This window comes from Reyranella sp. GW821-FHT12G01 (assembly GCF_058806575.1).
Genome location: NZ_JBXAPV010000001.1, coordinates 3,443,148 through 3,461,735 on the forward strand (window position 1 = coordinate 3,443,148; position 18,588 = coordinate 3,461,735).

General features: G+C 66.7%; 18 protein-coding genes. 8 read left to right on the forward strand and 10 right to left on the reverse strand.

Translation table 11 applies throughout. The annotated features are described in order from the left end of the window. Positions 1-50 precede the first annotated feature (50 nt). Complete coding sequence (locus AC1RP5_RS16665; protein WP_493112314.1) at positions 51-908, forward strand: enoyl-CoA hydratase-related protein; 858 nt, start codon at positions 51-53, stop codon at positions 906-908. On the opposite strand, the gene AC1RP5_RS16670 is transcribed toward AC1RP5_RS16665, so the two are convergent. The 3 genes from AC1RP5_RS16670 to AC1RP5_RS16680 form a co-directional block, all read right to left on the reverse strand. Next, positions 884-1,591 (reverse strand): SDR family oxidoreductase, encoded by a 708-nt coding sequence (locus tag AC1RP5_RS16670; protein WP_493112316.1) that lies wholly within the window; start codon positions 1,589-1,591, stop codon positions 884-886. The genes AC1RP5_RS16665 and AC1RP5_RS16670 overlap by 25 nt on opposite strands. 80 nt (positions 1,592-1,671) lie before the next feature. After that, complete coding sequence (locus AC1RP5_RS16675) at positions 1,672-2,253, reverse strand: TetR/AcrR family transcriptional regulator (protein ID WP_493112317.1); 582 nt, start codon at positions 2,251-2,253, stop codon at positions 1,672-1,674. Between the two features lie 31 nt (positions 2,254-2,284). Continuing rightward, positions 2,285-2,821: a TetR/AcrR family transcriptional regulator gene (locus AC1RP5_RS16680; protein WP_493112319.1), complete on the reverse strand. Its 537-nt coding sequence runs from the start codon at positions 2,819-2,821 to the stop codon at positions 2,285-2,287. Positions 2,822-2,879: 58 nt separating this feature from the next. Between AC1RP5_RS16680 and AC1RP5_RS16685 the strand changes: the two genes are divergently transcribed. Further along, the gene (locus AC1RP5_RS16685) at positions 2,880-4,103 is read left to right on the forward strand and encodes a cytochrome P450 (protein WP_493112320.1); all 1,224 of its coding nucleotides are present in this window, start codon (positions 2,880-2,882) and stop codon (positions 4,101-4,103) included. A gap of 9 nt (positions 4,104-4,112) precedes the next feature. Beyond that, entirely contained in the window at positions 4,113-5,120 is a 1,008-nt protein-coding gene (locus AC1RP5_RS16690; RefSeq protein ID WP_493112322.1) for an NADPH:quinone oxidoreductase family protein, read from the forward strand. Positions 5,121-5,123: 3 nt separating this feature from the next. On the opposite strand, the gene AC1RP5_RS16695 is transcribed toward AC1RP5_RS16690, so the two are convergent. Together AC1RP5_RS16695 and AC1RP5_RS16700 are read right to left on the reverse strand one after the other, a co-directional pair. Continuing rightward, the gene (locus AC1RP5_RS16695) at positions 5,124-5,462 is read right to left on the reverse strand and encodes a hypothetical protein (protein WP_493112323.1); all 339 of its coding nucleotides are present in this window, start codon (positions 5,460-5,462) and stop codon (positions 5,124-5,126) included. 133 nt (positions 5,463-5,595) lie between these two features. Then, positions 5,596-6,426 (reverse strand): enoyl-CoA hydratase/isomerase family protein, encoded by an 831-nt coding sequence (locus AC1RP5_RS16700; RefSeq protein ID WP_493112325.1) that lies wholly within the window; start codon positions 6,424-6,426, stop codon positions 5,596-5,598. A 54-nt stretch (positions 6,427-6,480) separates the two neighbouring features. Between AC1RP5_RS16700 and AC1RP5_RS16705 the strand changes: the two genes are divergently transcribed. Further along, positions 6,481-7,524: a threonine aldolase family protein gene (locus AC1RP5_RS16705; RefSeq protein WP_493112327.1), complete on the forward strand. Its 1,044-nt coding sequence runs from the start codon at positions 6,481-6,483 to the stop codon at positions 7,522-7,524. A 15-nt stretch (positions 7,525-7,539) separates the two neighbouring features. Here the strand turns inward: AC1RP5_RS16705 and AC1RP5_RS16710 are convergent, their stop codons facing one another. Then, entirely contained in the window at positions 7,540-9,654 is a 2,115-nt protein-coding gene (locus AC1RP5_RS16710) for a hypothetical protein (RefSeq protein ID WP_493112329.1), read from the reverse strand. Between the two features lie 127 nt (positions 9,655-9,781). Here AC1RP5_RS16710 and AC1RP5_RS16715 point away from each other — a divergent pair, with 127 nt between their 5' ends. Together AC1RP5_RS16715 and AC1RP5_RS16720 are read left to right on the forward strand one after the other, a co-directional pair. Continuing rightward, positions 9,782-12,088 (forward strand): xanthine dehydrogenase family protein molybdopterin-binding subunit, encoded by a 2,307-nt coding sequence (locus AC1RP5_RS16715; protein ID WP_493112331.1) that lies wholly within the window; start codon positions 9,782-9,784, stop codon positions 12,086-12,088. Between the two features lie 28 nt (positions 12,089-12,116). Then, positions 12,117-13,085 (forward strand): Bug family tripartite tricarboxylate transporter substrate binding protein, encoded by a 969-nt coding sequence (locus tag AC1RP5_RS16720; protein ID WP_493112332.1) that lies wholly within the window; start codon positions 12,117-12,119, stop codon positions 13,083-13,085. 122 nt (positions 13,086-13,207) lie between these two features. On the opposite strand, the gene AC1RP5_RS16725 is transcribed toward AC1RP5_RS16720, so the two are convergent. From AC1RP5_RS16725 to AC1RP5_RS16735, 3 genes are read right to left on the reverse strand one after another with little or no spacing between them, the layout of a single operon-like run. Continuing rightward, positions 13,208-13,537: a chaperone modulator CbpM gene (locus tag AC1RP5_RS16725; RefSeq protein ID WP_493112334.1), complete on the reverse strand. Its 330-nt coding sequence runs from the start codon at positions 13,535-13,537 to the stop codon at positions 13,208-13,210. Beyond that, on the reverse strand, positions 13,534-14,478 hold the full coding sequence (locus AC1RP5_RS16730; RefSeq protein WP_493112337.1) for a DnaJ C-terminal domain-containing protein: 945 nt from the start codon (positions 14,476-14,478) through the stop codon (positions 13,534-13,536). Before AC1RP5_RS16730 ends, AC1RP5_RS16725 begins: the two co-directional genes overlap by 4 nt. A gap of 41 nt (positions 14,479-14,519) precedes the next feature. After that, positions 14,520-15,728, reverse strand: a complete 1,209-nt coding sequence (locus AC1RP5_RS16735; RefSeq protein WP_493112339.1) for an acyl-CoA dehydrogenase family protein — start codon at positions 15,726-15,728, stop codon at positions 14,520-14,522. Positions 15,729-15,862: 134 nt separating this feature from the next. On the opposite strand from AC1RP5_RS16735, the gene AC1RP5_RS16740 reads away from it, so the two are divergent. Beyond that, positions 15,863-16,765, forward strand: coding sequence for a DUF1194 domain-containing protein (locus tag AC1RP5_RS16740; protein ID WP_493112341.1), 903 nt, complete (start codon positions 15,863-15,865; stop codon positions 16,763-16,765). An 80-nt stretch (positions 16,766-16,845) separates the two neighbouring features. Then, entirely contained in the window at positions 16,846-17,685 is an 840-nt protein-coding gene (locus tag AC1RP5_RS16745) for a methyltransferase domain-containing protein (RefSeq protein ID WP_493112342.1), read from the forward strand. Here the strand turns inward: AC1RP5_RS16745 and AC1RP5_RS16750 are convergent. After that, the gene (locus tag AC1RP5_RS16750; RefSeq protein ID WP_493112343.1) at positions 17,682-18,566 is read right to left on the reverse strand and encodes a FecR family protein; all 885 of its coding nucleotides are present in this window, start codon (positions 18,564-18,566) and stop codon (positions 17,682-17,684) included. The two genes, AC1RP5_RS16745 and AC1RP5_RS16750, sit on opposite strands and share 4 nt — an antisense overlap. Positions 18,567-18,588 lie beyond the last annotated feature (22 nt).

Sequence of the window (18,588 nt, forward strand, 5' to 3'; positions counted from 1 at the left end):
ACGACATTCCGTCTTGCTGGGCGGAACCACGCCGGGAGGGCATCCGAGCCATGAAATACGAGACCCTGCTGACCGATCTTTCAGACGGCGTGATGACCGTGACGCTCAACCGTCCCGACAAGCTCAACGCCTTCTCGACCACGATGAGCCGTGAACTCATCGACTTCTTCCAGCACGTGAATGCGATGGATGAGGTTCGCGCCATCGTGGTCACCGGCGCCGGCCGCGCCTTCTGTGCCGGGGCCGACATCTCGGGCGGCACCGCCGCCTTCCAGGTCTGGAACGACGGCAGCAAGCCACAGAAGCGCGAGGCGAGCGATTCGATCACGCTGGCCATCTTCAATTGCCTGAAGCCGATCGTGGCCGCGATCAACGGCGCCGCCGTGGGCGTCGGCATCACCATGTGCCTGCCGATGGACGTCCGCATGATGTCGAGCAGCGCCCGCATCGGCTTCGTCTTCAACAAGCGCGGCATGGCGATGGAGGCTGGGAGCTGCTGGTTCCTGCCGCGCCTCGTCGGCATGCAGCAGGCGCAGGAATGGGTGATGACCGCCGAGCTGTTCGGCGCGGACGAGGCCCTGAAAGGCGGCCTCGTCCGGTCCGTCCATGCGCCCGAAGAGCTGTTGCCCGCGGCGCAAGCGCTGGCCGCGAAGTTCGCCGCGTCGACTTCTTCGGCGGTGGCCGCCGCGGTCAACCGGCGCCTGATGTGGACCATGTGGGGTGCGCAGGATCCGCTCGACGCCGTGACGCTCGACCTGCAATGCGTCGGCCATCTCGCGGCCGGCGCCGATGCGCAGGAGGGCATCAAGTCGTTCTTCGAAAAGCGTGCGCCCGACTTTCCCTTGAAGCCCTCGAAGGACATGCCGCCCTTCGGGCCATGGGCTCAAGCCGCCGGCGGCAACAAGTAGACGCCGGGCTCGGCCGACAGGTTCTGCTTGATGCGACGGCTGACCTCGTCGGCCAGCACCTCGGACTTGCCCGCTTCAAGCGCCTCGAGCGTCGCCTTCACCACGTCCTCGGGCTTCGACTTCGGCGCCATCACAGCGCGCACCATGTCGGTGTCCATGTAGCCGACATGCAGGGCGAGGACCTGCGTGCCCTGGCCGCGCAGCTCGTGGCGCAGGCCGTTGCTGAACGACCAGGCCGCGGCCTTGGAGGCGGCATAGGTCGACGAGGTCGGGAACGCGACCCAGCTCAACGCCGACAGCACGTTCACGATTGCGCCGCCGCCGTTGCGGCCGAGGATGGGCGCGAAGGCGCGGCTGACGAGCACCGGCCCGAAGAAGTTGGTCTCGAACTCCGCTCGCGCCGCCTCGACGCCATTGTCGCCGAGAAAGCCCGAACCGCGGATGATGCCGGCGTTGTTGATCACGAGATCGACGTCACCGAGATCGCGCGCGACAGCCGCCACTTCCTCGGGCTTGGTCACGTCGAGCTGGATCGGCTGGACGCCCGCCTGCTTGATCGACGAAGGGTCCCGCGCGGCCGCATAGACCTTGCGCGCACCGCCGGCGAGAAGTGCCTGGGTAAAGGCGCGGCCCAGGCCACGATTGGCGCCGGTCACGAGGGCAACTGAGTTCTGGATTTTCACGACACGTCTCCAATGGTCAAGATGACCGGTCGTCTTAAGTTGGGATCGACGCTGGCGCTCTTCGAGAGAGTTTTTCTGTGTCAGGCGAGAATTTTGTTGAAGACGACGGACATGAAGGCGTCGAGCGGCGCCGGCCCCTTCTCGACCTTGGACCGCAGCACCGCGCCCTCCCAGGCGTCGAGCAGGAAGGAGGCCAGCGTGGCGGCGGGGATATCGCGGCTGACATCGCCCGCTTTCTGGGCCTCGGCGATGACCGTCGCGATGTCCTTCGTCCAGTCGGCCAGCGCCGCATCAAGCGCCGCCCGGATATGCGCGCTCTGGCCCGAAAGCTCGGCGCTGAAGTTACCGAGCAGGCAGCCCCGGTTAAATCCCGTTGCCGGTCCGAGCTGGTTCAAGGCCTTGAAATGGGCCCGCAGTCGGGCGAGCGGCGCGCCCTTGCCGCCGAGCAGCTCCTGCCGCCGTTCCGCGCCCCTGGCGGCGTAGCGCTCCACCACCTCGACGCCGAGCGCGTCCTTGCTCTCGAAGTGATTGTAGAACGACCCTTTCGGCACTTTGGCGGCATCGGTGATGTCCTGCACGCCGGTGGCGTTGAACCCGTTCTTGTGCAGCGCTTCGAGCGCGGCGGTCAGCAGCTTCTCGCGGACGTCGATCTTCTGGGTCATGCCTTTCGATATGACCGGTCACCTTGGCTTTTCAAGCCCGCAGCGAGGCCACCAGGGCCCGGCCGATCGCGGCCGGCGACTTCTTTCCCGGGCGATACCAGGTCGGAGTCCAGTTGAGCGCGCCCAGGAGCTGCAGGCGCCAGATCGTTCGATCGGTGCCGGCGGCGAGCGGCAGGGCAGCGACCAGATCGACGAAGCGCCGCTCGTAGCCGTCGCGCATCACCACCAGCCGGCGGCGCAGCTTCGGATCGAGCTGGCTGAGATCGGCCGTCATGACGGCAGCATGCGCACTGTCGGCCAGCAGCGACTTCAGGTGCGCCACGCAGGCCACCTCGAGCCGTGCCCAGGGCTCCTGCAACCCTTCCAGCGCGGCATCGACCGCGCTGCCGATCTCGGCCACGCCCTCCTCGTACACCGCCGCGATCAGGTCTTTCTTGGAGGGGAAGTGATAGTACATCGAGCCCGCAAGCATGCCGGCCTCGCCCGCGATGTCGCGCATCGAGGTGGCGTCGAAGCCGCCGCGCGCGAACAGGCGGGCCGAGACGGCCATCAGGGTCTCACGGGACATGGACCATTCTAGCCACCAAACACTTGTTTGGTAAACCGGGCGGCGCTAGCCTCGCCTCATGACCTACGTCTTCGACCTCGGCAATCCCGCGACCAACGCCAATCCGTTCCCGGAGTTCGCGCGCCTCAGGGCCGAGGATCCGGTCCACTGGTCGCCGGCGATGAAGGCCTGGATCATCACGCGCTATGCCGACGTGAAGCAGGTGGCCCTGAACAACCGGCAGATCTCCGCCGACCGGCTGACACCCTTCTTCAAGACGAACGTCGAATACCAGCGCGGCTCCATCGAGAGCCTGGTGCGCTATCTCAACCACTGGATGGTGTTCCGCGATCCGCCCGATCACACGCGGCTGCGGCGGCTGTTCAACAAGGCCTTTACGCCGACCTCGGTGTCAAACCTGCGGCCCAACATCGAGGACATCGTCAGCCACCTGATCGACGGCATGGAAGCCAAGGCGCACCGCGGCGAGACCGTCGACTACATCGCCGACTTCGCCTATCCCCTGCCCGCCTCGGTGATCATGGATCTGCTGGGCGTGCCGCGCGCCGACCTCGAACGGGTGAAGGTCTGGTCCGACGACATTGCGCTGTTCATCGGCACCGCCCAGGTCGCGGGCAACAAGTACCTGCGGGCCGAATCGGGTGCCAAGGCGATGTCGGACTATTTCCGCACCCTCGTCGAGGCGCGCACTGCCGAGCCGCGCGACGACATGATCACCCATCTCGTGCTGGCGCGCGACGACCGCGATGCGCTCACGACCGACGAGATCATCGGCACCTGCATTCTCCTGCTGTTTGCCGGCCACGAAACCACCAGCAACCTGATCGGCAATGGCTTCCTCTATTCGATGAAGAACCGCGACCAGTGGGAGCGGCTGATCGCCGATCCGTCGCTGGCCGAAAGCGCCGTCGAGGAATTCCTGCGCTATGACGGCCCGTCAGGCGCCTTCGCCCGCGTCGCCGCCGCCGATCTCGAGATGGGCGGCAAGACGATCCGCGAGGGCCAGCGCGTCTTCGCCTTCATGAACTCCGCCAACCGCGATCCCGAGGCCTTCGCCGATCCCGAGCGGTTCGACATCGGCCGGCCACAGAACCCGCACGTCACCTTCGGCCATGGCATCCATTTCTGCCTCGGCGCGCCGCTGGCGCGGCTGGAGGCCCAGATCGCCGCCATTCGTCTGAGCGAAAGACAGCCTCACATCAGGCTATGCGGAGCTGAGCCGGAATGGCACGATTCGCTGATCTTGCGCGGCGTGAAGGCGCTGCCTGTCCAGCTCGGCTGAAGGAGAAACATGCGGGCGATGATCTGCCGCCAATGGGGCGGCCCCGAAGACTTGCGACTTGAAGACGTCGAGTCGCCGTCCCTGAAGCCCGGCCAGGTCCGTATCCGGATCAAGGCGGCAGGCGTCAGCTTCGCCACCACGCTGATCATCGCGGGCAAGTACCAGCGCCGCCCGCCCTTCCCCTTCGCGCCCGGCACCGAGGCGGCAGGCATCGTCACCGAGGTCGATCCGGCCTGCAAAAGGGTCAAGGTCGGTGACGAGGTCGTGGCCGTGCTCGACTGGGGCGGCCTTGCCGAGGAAGTCGTCGCCCACGAGGTCAACGTCTTCCCCAAGCCGCGCAATGTGGGCTTCGTCGAGGCGATCCAGCTCGCCATCTCCTATCCGACCTCGGCCGGCGCGCTCACCTGGCCCGAGGCGCTCGACGTGCAATCCGGTCACACACTGCTGGTCCATGCCGCGGCCGGCGGCGTCGGCATGGCGGCGGTCGAGATCGGCAAGATCCTGGGCGCCACGGTGATCGCCACCGCGGGCGGCGCGCGCAAGACCGAATTCGCCAAGGCGCACGGCGCCGACCATGTGATCGACTACAGCGCCACCGATTTCCGCGAGGAAGTGCTGAAGATCACCGGTGGCCGCGGCGTCGACCGGGTCTACGATCCCGTAGGCGGCGACGTCTTCACTCAATCGCTACGCTGCATGGCGGTGGGCGGCCGCATCTGCCCCATCGGCTTTGCCAGCGGCACGATCCCGCAGATCCCCGCCAACATCCTGCTGGTGAAGACGCTGGCCGTGATGGGCTTCAACTACGGTTACTACGTCGGCTGGAGCCCGCACGATGCGCGCTTCGAAGAAGCGCATCGCACCTTCGCCCTGGCGGAGCGGATTCGCGGCTGGTGCGAACAGGGATTGTGCCGGCCGCATGTCGACCGGACCTTCGCCCTTCCCGAAGCCCCGCAAGCGATGCGCGCGCTGCTGGAGCGCAGCGTCACCGGCCGCGTCGCGATCGAGATGAGCTGACGCCTACTTCTTCGTCAGCTTGCCTTCGAAGACACAGTAGCCGTCGAGCTTGATCTTGGAATCGCCTTCCTTGATCTGGCCGATGACATCCATCATGCCGCCGCCGCCGACCATCGCGGCGGTCTTGATGGCGCCGCTCTTGCTGAGGGTCGTCTCGAAGGTGCGCTCGGGGCGGCCTTCCTGCTGGAACTTGCCTTTCACCGCATCGCCGTCGACCGTGACGTCGATCACCATCTTGTAGGTCGGGCACTTGCCGCTGCCGGGGACGTTCGTGCCGTAACCGGTCCATGTGTAGGCGACCGGCTCCGCCTGCGCCGCGCCGGCGACAAGCAAAAGGGCCACGGTCGTTGCTGCAAAGGTCCGGGTCATCGATCTGGCTCCAGGAAAGGGAGAATTCTGAGGGGCGACCTTAACCAAGTTCTTCGAGAAAATCGCCGTTTTGAAGGCATTTCTGTTTCAGTCCTGCTGCAGGGTGCTAGCGGCCGGTGAAGGTCGGTTCCCGCTTCTCAAGGAAGGCCTTGATGCCCTCCTTCATGTCCTGGGTCTGCATCAGCGGCAGGAGCTGCAGGAAGACGTGATGGACATGCTCGTTGAAGGGCTCGTTCCACGCCATGCGCATCATCCGCTTTGCCGCCTGGATGGCGAGCGGCGCATTGGCGGCAATCTCCAGCGCCAGCTCTCGCGCCGCGCCCATGACGTCGGCGTCCGGCACGACCTTGTTCACCAGGCCGATCTCCAGCGACTGCGCCGCGCTCAAGGTCCGGCCGGTGAAGATGAGCTCGGCGGCCTTCGCCCAGCCCAGCATCCGCGGCAGATACCAGGTGCCGCCGGACTCCGGCAGGACGCCCCGCTTGGCGTAGGAGGCCGCCAGCTTTGCCGATTGCGCCATGACCCTGATGTCGGCGCCCAGCGCCAGGTCGAGCCCGTAACCGGCGGCCGAGCCGTTGAGAGCGCAGATCACCGGCTTGTCCATGGCATGCAGGACCGGCGGCGGCGTGTTGCGCAGGTCGATGTTGGTCAAGGTGGCGCCGGAGCCGACGCCCAGATTGTCGGTGCCCTTGCTCTGCGCCTCGAGGTTCAGGCCGGCGCAGAAGGCGCGGCCCGTCCCGGTCAGGATCGCGACGCGGACGTCGCGGTCCTCGTTGGCCTTCACCAGCGCATCGGTGAGCTGCTTCAGCATCGGACCGGAGATGGTGTTCATGCGCTGCGGCGCATTCAGCGTGATGGTCGCGATCGCGCCGTCGACGGCGTAGAGCAGTTCCTCCGGCATTACCGAAGCTGTGGGCTGGGCCGCAAACTGGCTCATGTTTCCTCCCTCTGGCGATTGCCGCTATGGTGGCGCAGGAGATACAGACACGCCATGCAAAACCGTTTCATCGACCTTTACAGTGACACCAAGACCAAGCCCTCGCCCGGTATGCGGAAGGCGATGGCCGATGCCGAAGTGGGCGACGAGCAGAAGATGGAAGACCCGACGGTCAACCGCCTGCGCGACAAAGTCTGCGAACTTCTCGGCAAGGAAGACGCCGTGTTCCTACCCAGCGGCACGATGGGCAACCAGATCGCCATCCGCGTCCATTGCCGGCTGGGCGACGAGGTGATTGCCGACCGCACCGCCCATATCATCAACGCCGAGTCGGGCGGCACCGCCGCCAACGCCGGCGTCATGATCCGCATGCTCGATGGCCCGTACGGAGTCTTCACCGGCGAGCAGGTCAAGGAAGCCATCCGCGATCCCAACAGCCGCAACGCTCCACGCTCGCGCCTCGTGTCGATCGAGAACACCTCGAACGGCGGTTGCGGCACCGTCTGGCCGCTCGCCACCATGCAGGGCGTGACCAAGGTCGCCCGCGGCGCAGGGCTCAGCCTGCACATGGACGGCGCGCGCCTGGCCAACGCCTGCGTGCAGTCCGGCACCAAGGCCAAGGACTATGGCGCGTGCGTCGACTCGTTGTGGCTCGACTACACCAAGGGCCTCGGCGCACCGGTCGGTGCCAGCCTGGCGGGATCGAAGGAGTTCATCCACGAGGCCTGGCGCCAGAAGCAGATGCTGGGCGGCTCGATGCGCCAGTCCGGCATCATCGCCGCCGCAGCCCTCTACGCCCTCGAGCACAACTGGGATCGCCTCGCCGAGGACCACGACAATGCACGTCACCTCTCCGAAGGCATCGCCAACATCAAGGGCCTGAAGATCGACGTGCCGCGCATGGAGACGAACCTGATCTTCTTCGAGGTGACCAAGCCCGGCTGGACGCCGGCGCGCCTGGTCGAGGCCTGCAAGGAGCGCGGCGTCGGCATGGGCACCGCGGCGGGCAACCGCGTCCGCGCGGTGACGCATCTCGACGTCAACAAGGCCGACATCGACAGCGCGCTGAAGGTGATCAGCGACGCGCTGGCCGCCTAAACGGCCGCACGAGGGTCACGGCGCGGCGTGTCCGCGCCGGACCCACTCCTGCACCAGGAAGCGGACATCGAAGATCGGCTTGCTGTCGTAGCCCCGGCCGGCCCAGCAGAACTGGCGTTGTTCGAGGTTGCGGTCGGCGACCAGACGGATGCCCGCTTCGAGATCGCCGCGCCGCGCGAGCGAGACGGCCAGCAGCCCCTGGAGCGTGTCGCGCAGGCAGGCTCCGTCCTTCGCGGGCAACTGCGCCAGTTCACGCGGAAGCTGGCGCGTCACGGCCTCGATCTCCGACGAGGCCCCTTCCCAGGCCAGTGCGTCGACGATCTCGAGCAGCCGGCGGCTTGCCTCGTTGGCGTCCGCGCTCTTGCGCAGGCCGACGAGGGTCGGGACGTCCGTGTCGTCGCCCAGCTCGCGCAACAGCATGACGCCGACGAAGATGTCGGACACGCCGAACGCCCCCGCGCCGCCGGCAACGAACGATCGCAGCATCGCCTTGGCCTTCTCGACCTGCTCCTGCAGCATCAGGAGCCTGAGCGCGGCGAGGTCCTTGCTGGGAAAGACATCGAGATAGGCATCGAGCGCCGCGACGGCGCGCGCTCGCAGGCCGGCATTCTCCAGGGCCTCGATGAGGGAGATCAGGCGCCATCCGTCGAACTCGATCGCCGCCGGATCTGAATCGACCAGCGCATGGGCATCGGCGACCTTGCCCTCGAGCACCAGCGCGACGAGCTGAAGGCGCGCGAGGAGCTTGGGATTCGTCCGATCAATTGTCTGCCGCTCGGGCTCGTCGAGAGAGGTCAGGCGCCGCACGAAGCCCGACTGGGGGTAGGCGTTGAAGAACGCCATGACCCAGTCCAGGCTCAACGACTTCGCCGCCGTGTCGTCGATTGCACCGCCCGCCGCCACGCGCGCAAGGATCAGCGATTGCCGCGCCCAGTACCACGCAAGCGCCGCGCCGTTGTTGCGGCGCGCAGCGTCGGTCTGCGTATCGGTGGCGAGGATGGCGGCATTGGTGAGATCGATGCCATTCTCGCGCACGCTCTTGTCGAAGATGGCGATCAACTGGTCGATCAGCTCAACCGACCGCTCGCCCGCGCTCGCGCCGGCCACCGATTCGGCGAGGGCGACGAGATAGGGCTGGCCTGGCGTCGTGCCCGAAGGCTCCGCGCTCAGCTTGAAGGCCGACTGCCAGTACACGCTGCGCGCCTGCCAGCGGCGCGCAAAGTCGCGATTGAGCGTCCAGTCGCAATCGCCATAGTCCGTCGACACGCGGCGCTCGGGAGAGAACTGGCGCGGCTCGACCGCCCCGATCACCTTGCGGACGAGACGCTCGACCTCGACGCTGTCGCCCCGGCGGGCTGCCACCACGGCAAGCCGCACCAGGATCTCCGGCCCCGCCGGGGCGCGGCGCGTGGTCTGCGTCATCGTCCGGTTTGCCCGCTGCTCGGCTTCCGCAGCAGCACCGAGGTCCGCAAGCCGTGGGCCGATCGCATAGTCGAGTTCGGGTTCGGTGAGACGGATGGCGACCTGCCGGGCGAGCGACCTGTGACCCCGCTGGCACAGCCAGTTGATGCCGAGACTGCGATTGACGATGCCTGCCGCCTCGCCCACGCCCGGCTGCATCGACTGGAAGAACCAAGTCATCGCATCCGCGTCGTTGGCGCGCATGAGCTGCCCGAAATATTGCTGGTCGATGCGCTCGCCGGAGGACAGTCCGGAATATTGCCGGTCGATGAGGAAGATGCGCTGCAGGTCGTCGCGCTCTTCCGCGAGGCTCTTCGCCGCGCTCAGCCCGCCTTCGATCACCTCGCGATCGCCGGAAAGCGGCTTGTCGGTCGCCGCCTTGTCGGCAAGGGCGTCGTCGATCGTCCTCAGCCGATCCGCCGCCTCGTACTGGCGATGGGTCGACGGCAGCGACAGCAGCGCGAGATAGCCCTCGATCTGCAGCCGTCGCTTCAGGTCGGCATTCGCCTCGCGCTGCGCCTTGCCGAGATGCGCATCGACCAGCTCGATCGCCCGGCTAAGCGTCGTGCGACCGCCCGGTGCCTGGGCATGGCCGGCCGAGGGCGCCGAGATGCCGTGCATCCCGACCGCCGCCGCCAAGGCAAACTTGATCCAAAGCCTAGATTTCATCGTCGATGCTGGTCGCCGGAACCGGTGTATAACGCTCGTTAGCGAACGACTGAGAGCATTTGGTGGCAAAGACTACAACAACCTGCGCGGTTCGGCACGGGACCCCTTTCCTGCACGTTCCGACCCGATGAACGTGGCCCTCAAGCTCGGTCACTCCATCACGCGTCGTGAAGATCAGCGGTTCCTGACCGGTCGCGGGCGCTATACCGACAACACCGCGCCGGCCGACGCGCTTGCGGTCCTGTTCGTTCGCTCGCCGCATGCGCATGCACGTATCGTGAGCATCGACACGCACGCGGCGCTGGCCTCGCCCGGCGTCGCCGCAGTCTACACCGCGCAGGATCTTTTAGCCGACAAGGTCGGCCACCTGCCGGCCGTCAGCGAGATCAAGGACGAGGCCGGCAATCGCCATCGCGAGCCGCAGCACTTGCCCATGCCGGTCGGCAAGGTCCGGCATGTCGGCGACATCGCCGCCATGATCGTGGCCGACACGATCGACAATGCACGCGACGCGGCCGAGGCGCTCGGCATCGACTACGAGGAACTGCCCGCCGTCGTGACCGCCGCGCAGGCCCAGGCGCCCGGCGCGCCCCTGGTGCATGACGACGTCCCCGGCAACCTGATGTGCCGCTGGGGCAAGGGCGACGGCGCCGTCACGGACGCTGCCTTCGCGCGCGCGGCCCATGTCTCGACGCTCTCCATCCGCTCGCCGCGCCAGATCGTGCACTACATGGAAACGCGCGCGGCCTGGTCGAGCTACGACGCCGTGGACGATCTCGTCACCGTGACCTTCGCCTCGCAGGGCGTACAGATCCCTCACCGCCTGATGTGCGAGCGTGTCCTGGACATCCCCAAGGAGAAGTTGCGGCTGGTCACCGAGGATGTCGGCGGTGGCTTCGGGCCAAAATTCCCGATCTATGCCGAATCGACCCTGATCGCCTGGGCGACACGCAAGCTCGGGCGCGGCCTGCGCTGGATCTGCGAGCGCGCCGAACTCTCGCTGGCCGACAGCCATGCCCGCGACCTGGTGGCCACGGCGGACCTCGCCCTCGACAAGGACGGCCGCTTCATCGGCCTGCGCGTGAGGGCCCAGGCCAACTACGGCGCCTATGTCTCGATGTTCGCGCCGACCATTCCGACCACGGGCCTCGCAAAGGTGATCTCCGGCCTCTACCGGATCCCCGCCATCCGCGTCGATTTCGATTGCGTGTTCAGCAACACCGTGCCGGTCGATGCCATCCGCGGCGCCGGCAAGCCCGAGGCACTGTTCCTCCTGGAACGCCTTGTGGATCTCGCCGCCCACGAGACCGGCCGCACGCCGGTCGAACTGCGCCGCCTCAACCTGCTGCGCGCCGACGAGATGCCCTATGCCGCCGCAAGCGGCTACACCTACGACGCCGCCGATTGCACCCGGCTGTTCGAGACCGCGCTCGAGATCGCCGACGAGGCGGGCTTCGCCGTCCGGCGCGCGGCCAGCGAGGCCGTTGGCAAGCGCCGCGGACTTGGCTTCTCCTGCCATCTCCATGGCACCGGCGGCATCGCCGACGAGCATGTCGTCGTGAACGTCGAGGCCGACCGGCTGATCGCGCGCGTCGGCACGCAGAGCCAGGGCCAGGGCCACGAGACGGTGTTCGCGCAGATTCTCTCGGCCGCGCTCGACGTGCCCCCCGATCGCATCGAGGTCCGCCAGGGCGATACGCGCAGCATCCCGCGGGGCGGTGGCACCGGCGGTTCGTCCTCGACCATCATCAGCGGCACGACGCTCAAGCGCGCCGCCGACGTCGTGATCCAGCGCGGCCGCGATCTCGCCGCCGAGCGGCTGGAAACGTCGCCGGCGGACATCGCCTATCGCAACGGCGCCTTCGAGATCGTGGGCACCGACCGGCGCATCGGCCTGTTCGAGCTGGCCGCCTGGAAGCCGTTCGAGGGCGACGCCGTGTTCGCCGACAAGATCGAATCCTTTCCCACCGGCGTGATGGTTTGCGAGGTCGAGGTCGATCCCGAAACCGGCACGACGCATATCGACCGGTTCCTGGCCGTCGCCGATTGCGGCCCCGTGGTGAATCCGCGGCTGCTCACGGGCCAGATGCATGGCGGCATCGCGCATGGGCTCGGCAATGCGCTGATGGAAGAAGCGCTCTATGACGAGGAGACCGGCCAGCTCCTGAGCGGCACCTTGATGGACTATGCCCTGCCGCGCGCCGACGACGTGCCGAACTTCCAGGTCGAGACGATCGTCACGCTCTCGCCCAACAATTCGCTGGGCTTCAAGGGCGTCGGCGAATTGCCGACCAACGGCGCACCGGCCGCCCTGGGCAACGCCGTGCTCGATGCGTTGCGACCGCTGGGTGTGCGCCACATCGACATGCCGCTGACCGCTGCGAAAGTCTGGACGGCGCTGCAAGCCGTGACAGGAGACCGAAAGGTCGGCTAGCTTCCTTCCCAAGAAAAGGGAGGAAACAATGACCAACAAGATAGCCGCCGCGCTCGCCGGCGCGTTGCTGCTGTTCGCGACCGGTGCCCACGCACAGGCCGGATGGCCCAACAAGCCGATCAAGCTCGTGGCGCCCTATCCGCCGGGCGGCCAGACCGACGTCGCGTCGCGCTACTTCGCCGAGAAGCTTTCCGGCGTGCTGGGCCAGCAGATCATCGTCGACAACAAGCCCGGCGCCAACGGCATGGTCGGCATGGAAATTGTCAAGAACCTGCCGGGCGATGGCTACACCTTCGTCTACGTGAACTCGTCGATGATGTGCATCAATCCGTACGTCTACAAGAAGATCCCCTATGACGGCTTCAAGGACTTCATGCCGGTGACGCAGCATGGGCTGGCGCCGCTCGCCATGGTCGTGCCGCCGTCCCTCAACCTGAAATCGGTGAAGGAATTCGTCGACTGGGCCAAGGAGCGCAAGGGCAAGGTGAACTTCGCATCGTTCGGCAACGGTTCCTCGTCGCACATCTGGGGCGAGATGCTGAACCAGGCCGAGAAGCTCGACATGACCCACGTCCCCTACAAGGGCGCAGGTCCCGCGGTGCAGGACGTCGTGGCCGGGCACATCCCGATGACCATCCAGGACCTTGCCGCCAGCGGCGGTGCGATCAACGGCGGCAAGCTGACGCCGCTGGCCGTCACCTCGGCGCAGCGCTGGCCGCGCCTGCCCAACGTGCCGACCTTCGAGGAGGCCGGCTACAAGATCAACCTGACCGGCTGGAACGGCATCATGGCGCCGGCCGGCACGCCCAAGGAAATCGTCGAGCGACTGAGCGCGGAAATCCGCAAGTTGGTGCAGACGCCCGAGGGCAAGGAGAAGCTTCTCGACATGGGCCTGATCGCCACCGGTACGACGCCGGCCGAAATGGGCGAGATCATGAGGACCGGCTGCGCCGCCTGGGGCGACGCCGTGAAGCGCGCCGGCGTCGAGCCGGAGTGAGCTAGCGCACGGTCTTCAATTGCTGTCGTCCTGAGCACAGCGAAGGACCTAGCCGGGCGACCAAAGGACTCCGTAGCTGGCGTGAGATCCTTCGCTTCGCTCAGGATGACAAAATGAATTTGCTAGCGCCTCGAAAGCCGGTCAAGGGCCGCCGCGATCGCCTCGCGCGTCGCGGCGGGCTGCTCGGCGATGGCATGGCCCAGCAGGTCGAGCTGACGGCGCAGTGTGTGCACCTGGTCGACCAGATCGACCACGGTCTCGACGGACTCGTCGTTGAAGCCCAGCTCATCGACCAGCTCGCCGAGCAGGCGAGCGCGCGCCACGTCGATCTGCTCAAAACTCCAGCTGTCGCCGCTGTTCGCAGGGCGCAGCAGGCCGCGCGATACCCAGCGTTCGACATGGACTTCCGTCAGCTGACCGTGCTGACGCAGCAGTTCGTCCAACGTCGTCATGTGAACTGCTCCATCTCCTTGCGCGGATCGTAGGCGCGACCCGCCTCCCAGCCCTCGAGGAATTCCTTCAGCTTGTCGTCCGCCTTCTCGGGCAGGACGACCTTGAGCTTCACATACTGGTCGCCGCGCTGGCCCGACTTGCGGTCGAGCAGGCCCCGGCCTTTCAGCCGCAACGAGGTGCCGGTGTTCGAGCCGGCCGGCACGTTCAGCATCACCGCACCGCCCACCGTCGGCACCTTCACCTTGCCACCGAGCGTGGCTTCGGTGACCGTGACCGGCAGCTCGACATGGATGTCATTGTCGCGCGGCTGGAAGAAAGCGTGCGGGTCGACGTGGATCTCGACATAGGCGTCGCCGGCCGGACGGCCCTGCGACCCCGGCATGCCCTGCCCCTTGAGGCGCAGTGTCTGGCCGTCGGTCGTGCCCTCGGGCACGTCGATATCGAGCGTCTTGCCGTCGGGCAGGTTGACCCGCTGCTTGCCGCCTCTCGCGGCGACGAGGAACGGCACGCGCAGACTGTAGGTGACCGGCATGCCACCCATGTCGAAGCCGCCGCCGCCGAAACCCGGACCGCCGCCACCGCCGAAGCCGCGGCGCTCACCGAACATCTCCGAAAAGATGCCGCCCATGTCGACGAAGGACTCGTGGCCGGCGGCATGCTCGTACTTGCCGCCACGGCCACCCGCCTGATCACGATAGAAGCCGCGCGGCGGCATCTCCTGGCCGGTGCCGTCGATCTCGCCCGCGTCGAAGCGCCGGCGTTTCTCCGGATCGGAGAGAATGTCGTTGGCCTGGCCGATCTCCTTGAACTTGGCTTCGGCCGCCTTATCGCCGGGATTGAGGTCGGGATGGTGTTTCTTGGCGAGCTTGCGGAACGCCTTGCGGATGTCGTCGTCCGTGGCGGTCCTCGGCACGCCCAGGACGGAATATGGATCGCTCATAGCCCTACAGATGTGGTGTGAATTGCACGCTTACAAGCCCCTCAGAGGCCCAGCACCGCCTTGGCGATGATGTTGCGCTGGATTTCATTGGAGCCGGCATAGATCGTCGAAGCGCGGTTGTTGAGATAGAGCGGCGTGGCGGTGATGCCCCATTCCGGCGTGACAGTCGGCTCGTTGTGGCCGATCTCGCGCGCCTCGGGCTCGAAGGGCGCGGCATACCAGGCCAGCGCCTCGACGCCGAGATGGTCGAGCTTCTGCAGGGTCTCGCTGCCCCGGATCTTCATCGCCGAGGAAACGGCGCCGGGATTGCGGCCCTGGCTGAGGTCGGAGAGGACCTGCATCTCGATCATCTCCAGCGCTTGGATCTCCATCTCGGCCTCGGCCAGCCGTTCGACGAAGCCGCGCTCTTCGATCAGGCGGCCTGCGCCGTCGGCCGCCTCCTCGCGGGCGATCCGCTTCACGTCCTCGATGCGGGCATAGAGGTTGGGCGTGTAGGCGTCGCCGCCGCGCTCGAACTCGAGCAGATACTTGGCGACCGTCCAGCCGGCATTCTCCGGCCCGATCCGGTTGGCCACTGGCGTGCGCACATTGTCGAGGAACACCTGATTGACCTCGTGGTCGCCGGCCAGAGTCAGGATCGGCGCGACAGTGAGGCCCTGCGCCTTCATCGAATCGATCAGCACGAAGGAGATGCCATCCTGCGGCTTGCCCTCGGTCGAGGTCCGGACCAGGCAGAACATGTGGTCGGCGACATGCGCGCCGGTCGTCCAGATCTTGGTGCCGTTGATCACATAGTCGTCGCCGTCACGCTCGGCCTTGGTCTTGAGGCTGGCGAGATCGGAGCCCGAGCCCGGTTCGGAGTAGCCCTGGCAGAAGGTGATGTCGCCGGACACGATGCGCGGCAGGTACTTGGCCTTCTGCTCCGGCGTGCCGAATTTCATGATCACCGGGCCGACCATGCGCAGGCCCATGGAAAAGATGCGCGGCGCGTCGGCAGCGATGCATTCGCGGCTGAAGATGTAGCGCTCCGTCGCGCTCCAGCCGGTGCCGCCATGTTCCTTGGGCCAGCTCGGCGCCGACCAGCCGCGGCGCGCCAGGATTTTGTGCCAGCGCAGACCGGCTGCAAAGTCGGCGAAGACACCGCCCGTCTTACGCCCGGCCTCGCGCAGATCCTCGGTCAGATTCTCGTCGAGGAAGCGGCGGACCTCGTCGCGGAAGGCCTCGTCTTGCTTGCTGAGCGCCAGATCCATGAGCGTCCTCCCCTGCTTCGTTCCGCAGAGGCTAGCGACCGCCGCCACGGCCCGTCCAGTGTACGGCTGACATGGGCTTCCGACGGGCGGTATGGTTCTTGCCTCGCAGAGCGTATCCGAACGCGGAGGTCGCCGTGGCCCGTCTGGTTGGTCTGATCGCCCTTCTACTCCTCGCACTGCCGGCGGCGGCGCAGGAGCCCAAGGAAGTCGACCTCGCGCTGGTGATGGCGATCGACATCTCGGGCAGCATCGATCCCGACGAGGCCAAGCTGCAGCGCCAGGGCTATGTCGAGGCCTTCAGCGATCCCATCATCATCAAGGCGATCCTGGGCGGCAATCACGGCCGCATCGCCGTCGCCTACTTCGAATGGTCCGACTCGTGGATCCAGAAGCTGCTGGTCGACTGGACCCTGCTCGATTCCGAGGCGTCGATCGCTGCCTTCGCCAAGCGGCTCTCCGATGCACCGATCACGATCTCGCGCCGCACCTCGATCAGCGGCGCCATCCGCTACGCCATTCCGATGTACAGCCGCAGCCCCTACGAAGCCGACCGCAAGGTGCTCGACATCTCGGGCGACGGATCGAACAACGATGGCGGGCTGGTCACCGAGGTCCGGCACGACGCGCTGAAGGACCGCATCATCATCAACGGCCTGCCGATCATGAACGGCCGGCCCAATCCGTTCGGCTTCCCCGCCGAGGACGACCTCGACAAGTATTACCTGCACTGCGTCACCGGCGGTCCGCGTTCCTTCGTCGAGGTGGCGCGCAGCTTCGAGGATTTTCCCCGCGCCGTGCGCAAGAAGCTGCTGCAGGAAGTGGCCGATATCGGCCCGCTGAACGACTTCGACATCGGCGATCTCGGCACCGCGCGCGACGGCGTTCAGCTCGCACAATCCGGCGGCACCCGCCGCCAGGTGAAGGCCGACGACGACTACACCCGCTTCGTGCGCCCGGAGTATGAGCTGGGCTGCGACGTCGGCGAGCGCCGTTCGCGCGACTTCTGGCAACGCCGGTTCGGCGTGACGCCGGACTGATTGTTTGACCCTTCCGGCGCGATCCGGAAAATGCCCCCAACGAAGCAATGAAAGGTCGGGATGCCCGGCCGGGGGATCCCATGACCGACGCGACCGCCCAGGCGATCTACTTCTACGACCGCCATCCGATGTCGGGCGAGATCATCAAGGCGAAGCTGCGCGCGAGCCGCGGCCATCTGGACGGCGTGACGCCGGAAGAACTCTGGCCGCACGATCAGGACCATTATGGCGGCATCGCCGCCACCGATGCACTGGCGCGGGCGGCTTCGATCGGGCGCGGCACGAAGGTGGCCGATTTCTGTGCCGGCCTTGGCGGCACGGTGCGCTACCTCGCCCATCGCTATGGGGCCGACGTCACCGGCATCGAACTCACGCCATCGCGCGTCGCGGCGGCGCAGGAGCTGATTGCCCTGGTCGGCCTGCAGGACAGCGCGCGGGTCCTGCCGGGCAATGTGATGGATGTACCGCTGGCCAACGACACCATGGACGTCGTCGTGAGCCAGGAGGCGCTTTGTCATGTGCCCGATCATGCAAAGACGCTGGCCGAGGCATTCCGCGTCCTGCGCAAGGGCGGCCGCCTCGCCATGACCGACTGGATCGCCAACACGCCGCTCTCGTCGAAAGACGCAAAACTGATGTGGGACGGCATGGCGATCCAGCCGCTGGAGACGCTCGCCAGCTATGGCGACATCGCCCGTTCAGCGGGGTTCCGTGTCGAAGCCGCGACCGATCTCACGCAGGAATGGGGCCCGATCCTCGAACAGCGGCTCGCCATGTACCAGCGGCTGCGCGAGGAAGCCCGCGCCGCCGGCACGCCGATGGGCCACGATGCCTTTCACGAATCCTACATCCGCTTCGTCGAGTTGATCCTGAAGCGGGACCTCGGCGGCATTCGACTGGTCGCGGTGAAGCAGGACTAAGGCGCGGGACGCGGCGCGCTTCCTCCGGCGAGCGGATTGGGCTGCATCGGGCCGAGGCCGGAATCGAAGCCGCCACCACCGATACCGGGCCCACCCATCCTCGGTTGGCCGCCCGGACCGTTGGCTCCACCCGGACCGCGCGGCGCCGGTCCGCCCTGGACCGGGCCGAGGGCGTTCGGCCCCCTGCCGGAATTGGCATCTGCGAAGCCGGTGGTCTTCGCCGCCTTGTCGGCGCCGGCGTCGGGCCTGCCGCCGACCGCTTCGAGCCTGCTGATATTGTCGGCAAGGCTTCCCCGGACAGGACGCATCGCCGGTCCCGGCGGTTGGCCAAGAAGTGTGCTGACCTGGAAACCGGGCGCCGTCACGCTCTGCGTCCGGCCCTGTCCGGTCATCGTCATTTCATAGCCGAACATGAAGGTGGCCGTGGTCTTCGTCGGCTCGACGCTGAACATCGCGATGCCACCACGAATGGTGAGCGTGGCCGATGGCGTCACGACGGTGACCGGCGTCTTCTTGCTGATCCTGCCGCCGACCAGGCGGAATACGCCTTTCGTCGCCGTGATCGCGAGATCGCCCAGCTTCTGGTCGGAGTCGTAGACGAACCTGTCGAGGGTGACCTGCGCCTGGTTGCTGATCGTGAGCGCCGTTCCGTCGAGAAACAGGAGATGGGCACGATCCACCTCGCCGGTGGTGACAACCTCGCCCGCTTTCACGTCGATCCCGACATGGAGAACCCGCTCGGTCTCGTCGGGTGGCTTTCCGGTCGGATCGCCGGTGACCGCCGATGTGATCCCGATCCTTTGCGCGATCGCTGCACGGGGCACGCCTGCCACCAAGGGCAACGCCAGGACTGTTGCACCCACAAGGAGCGCGCCGCGCATCTTCTGCATGCAATGGCTACGC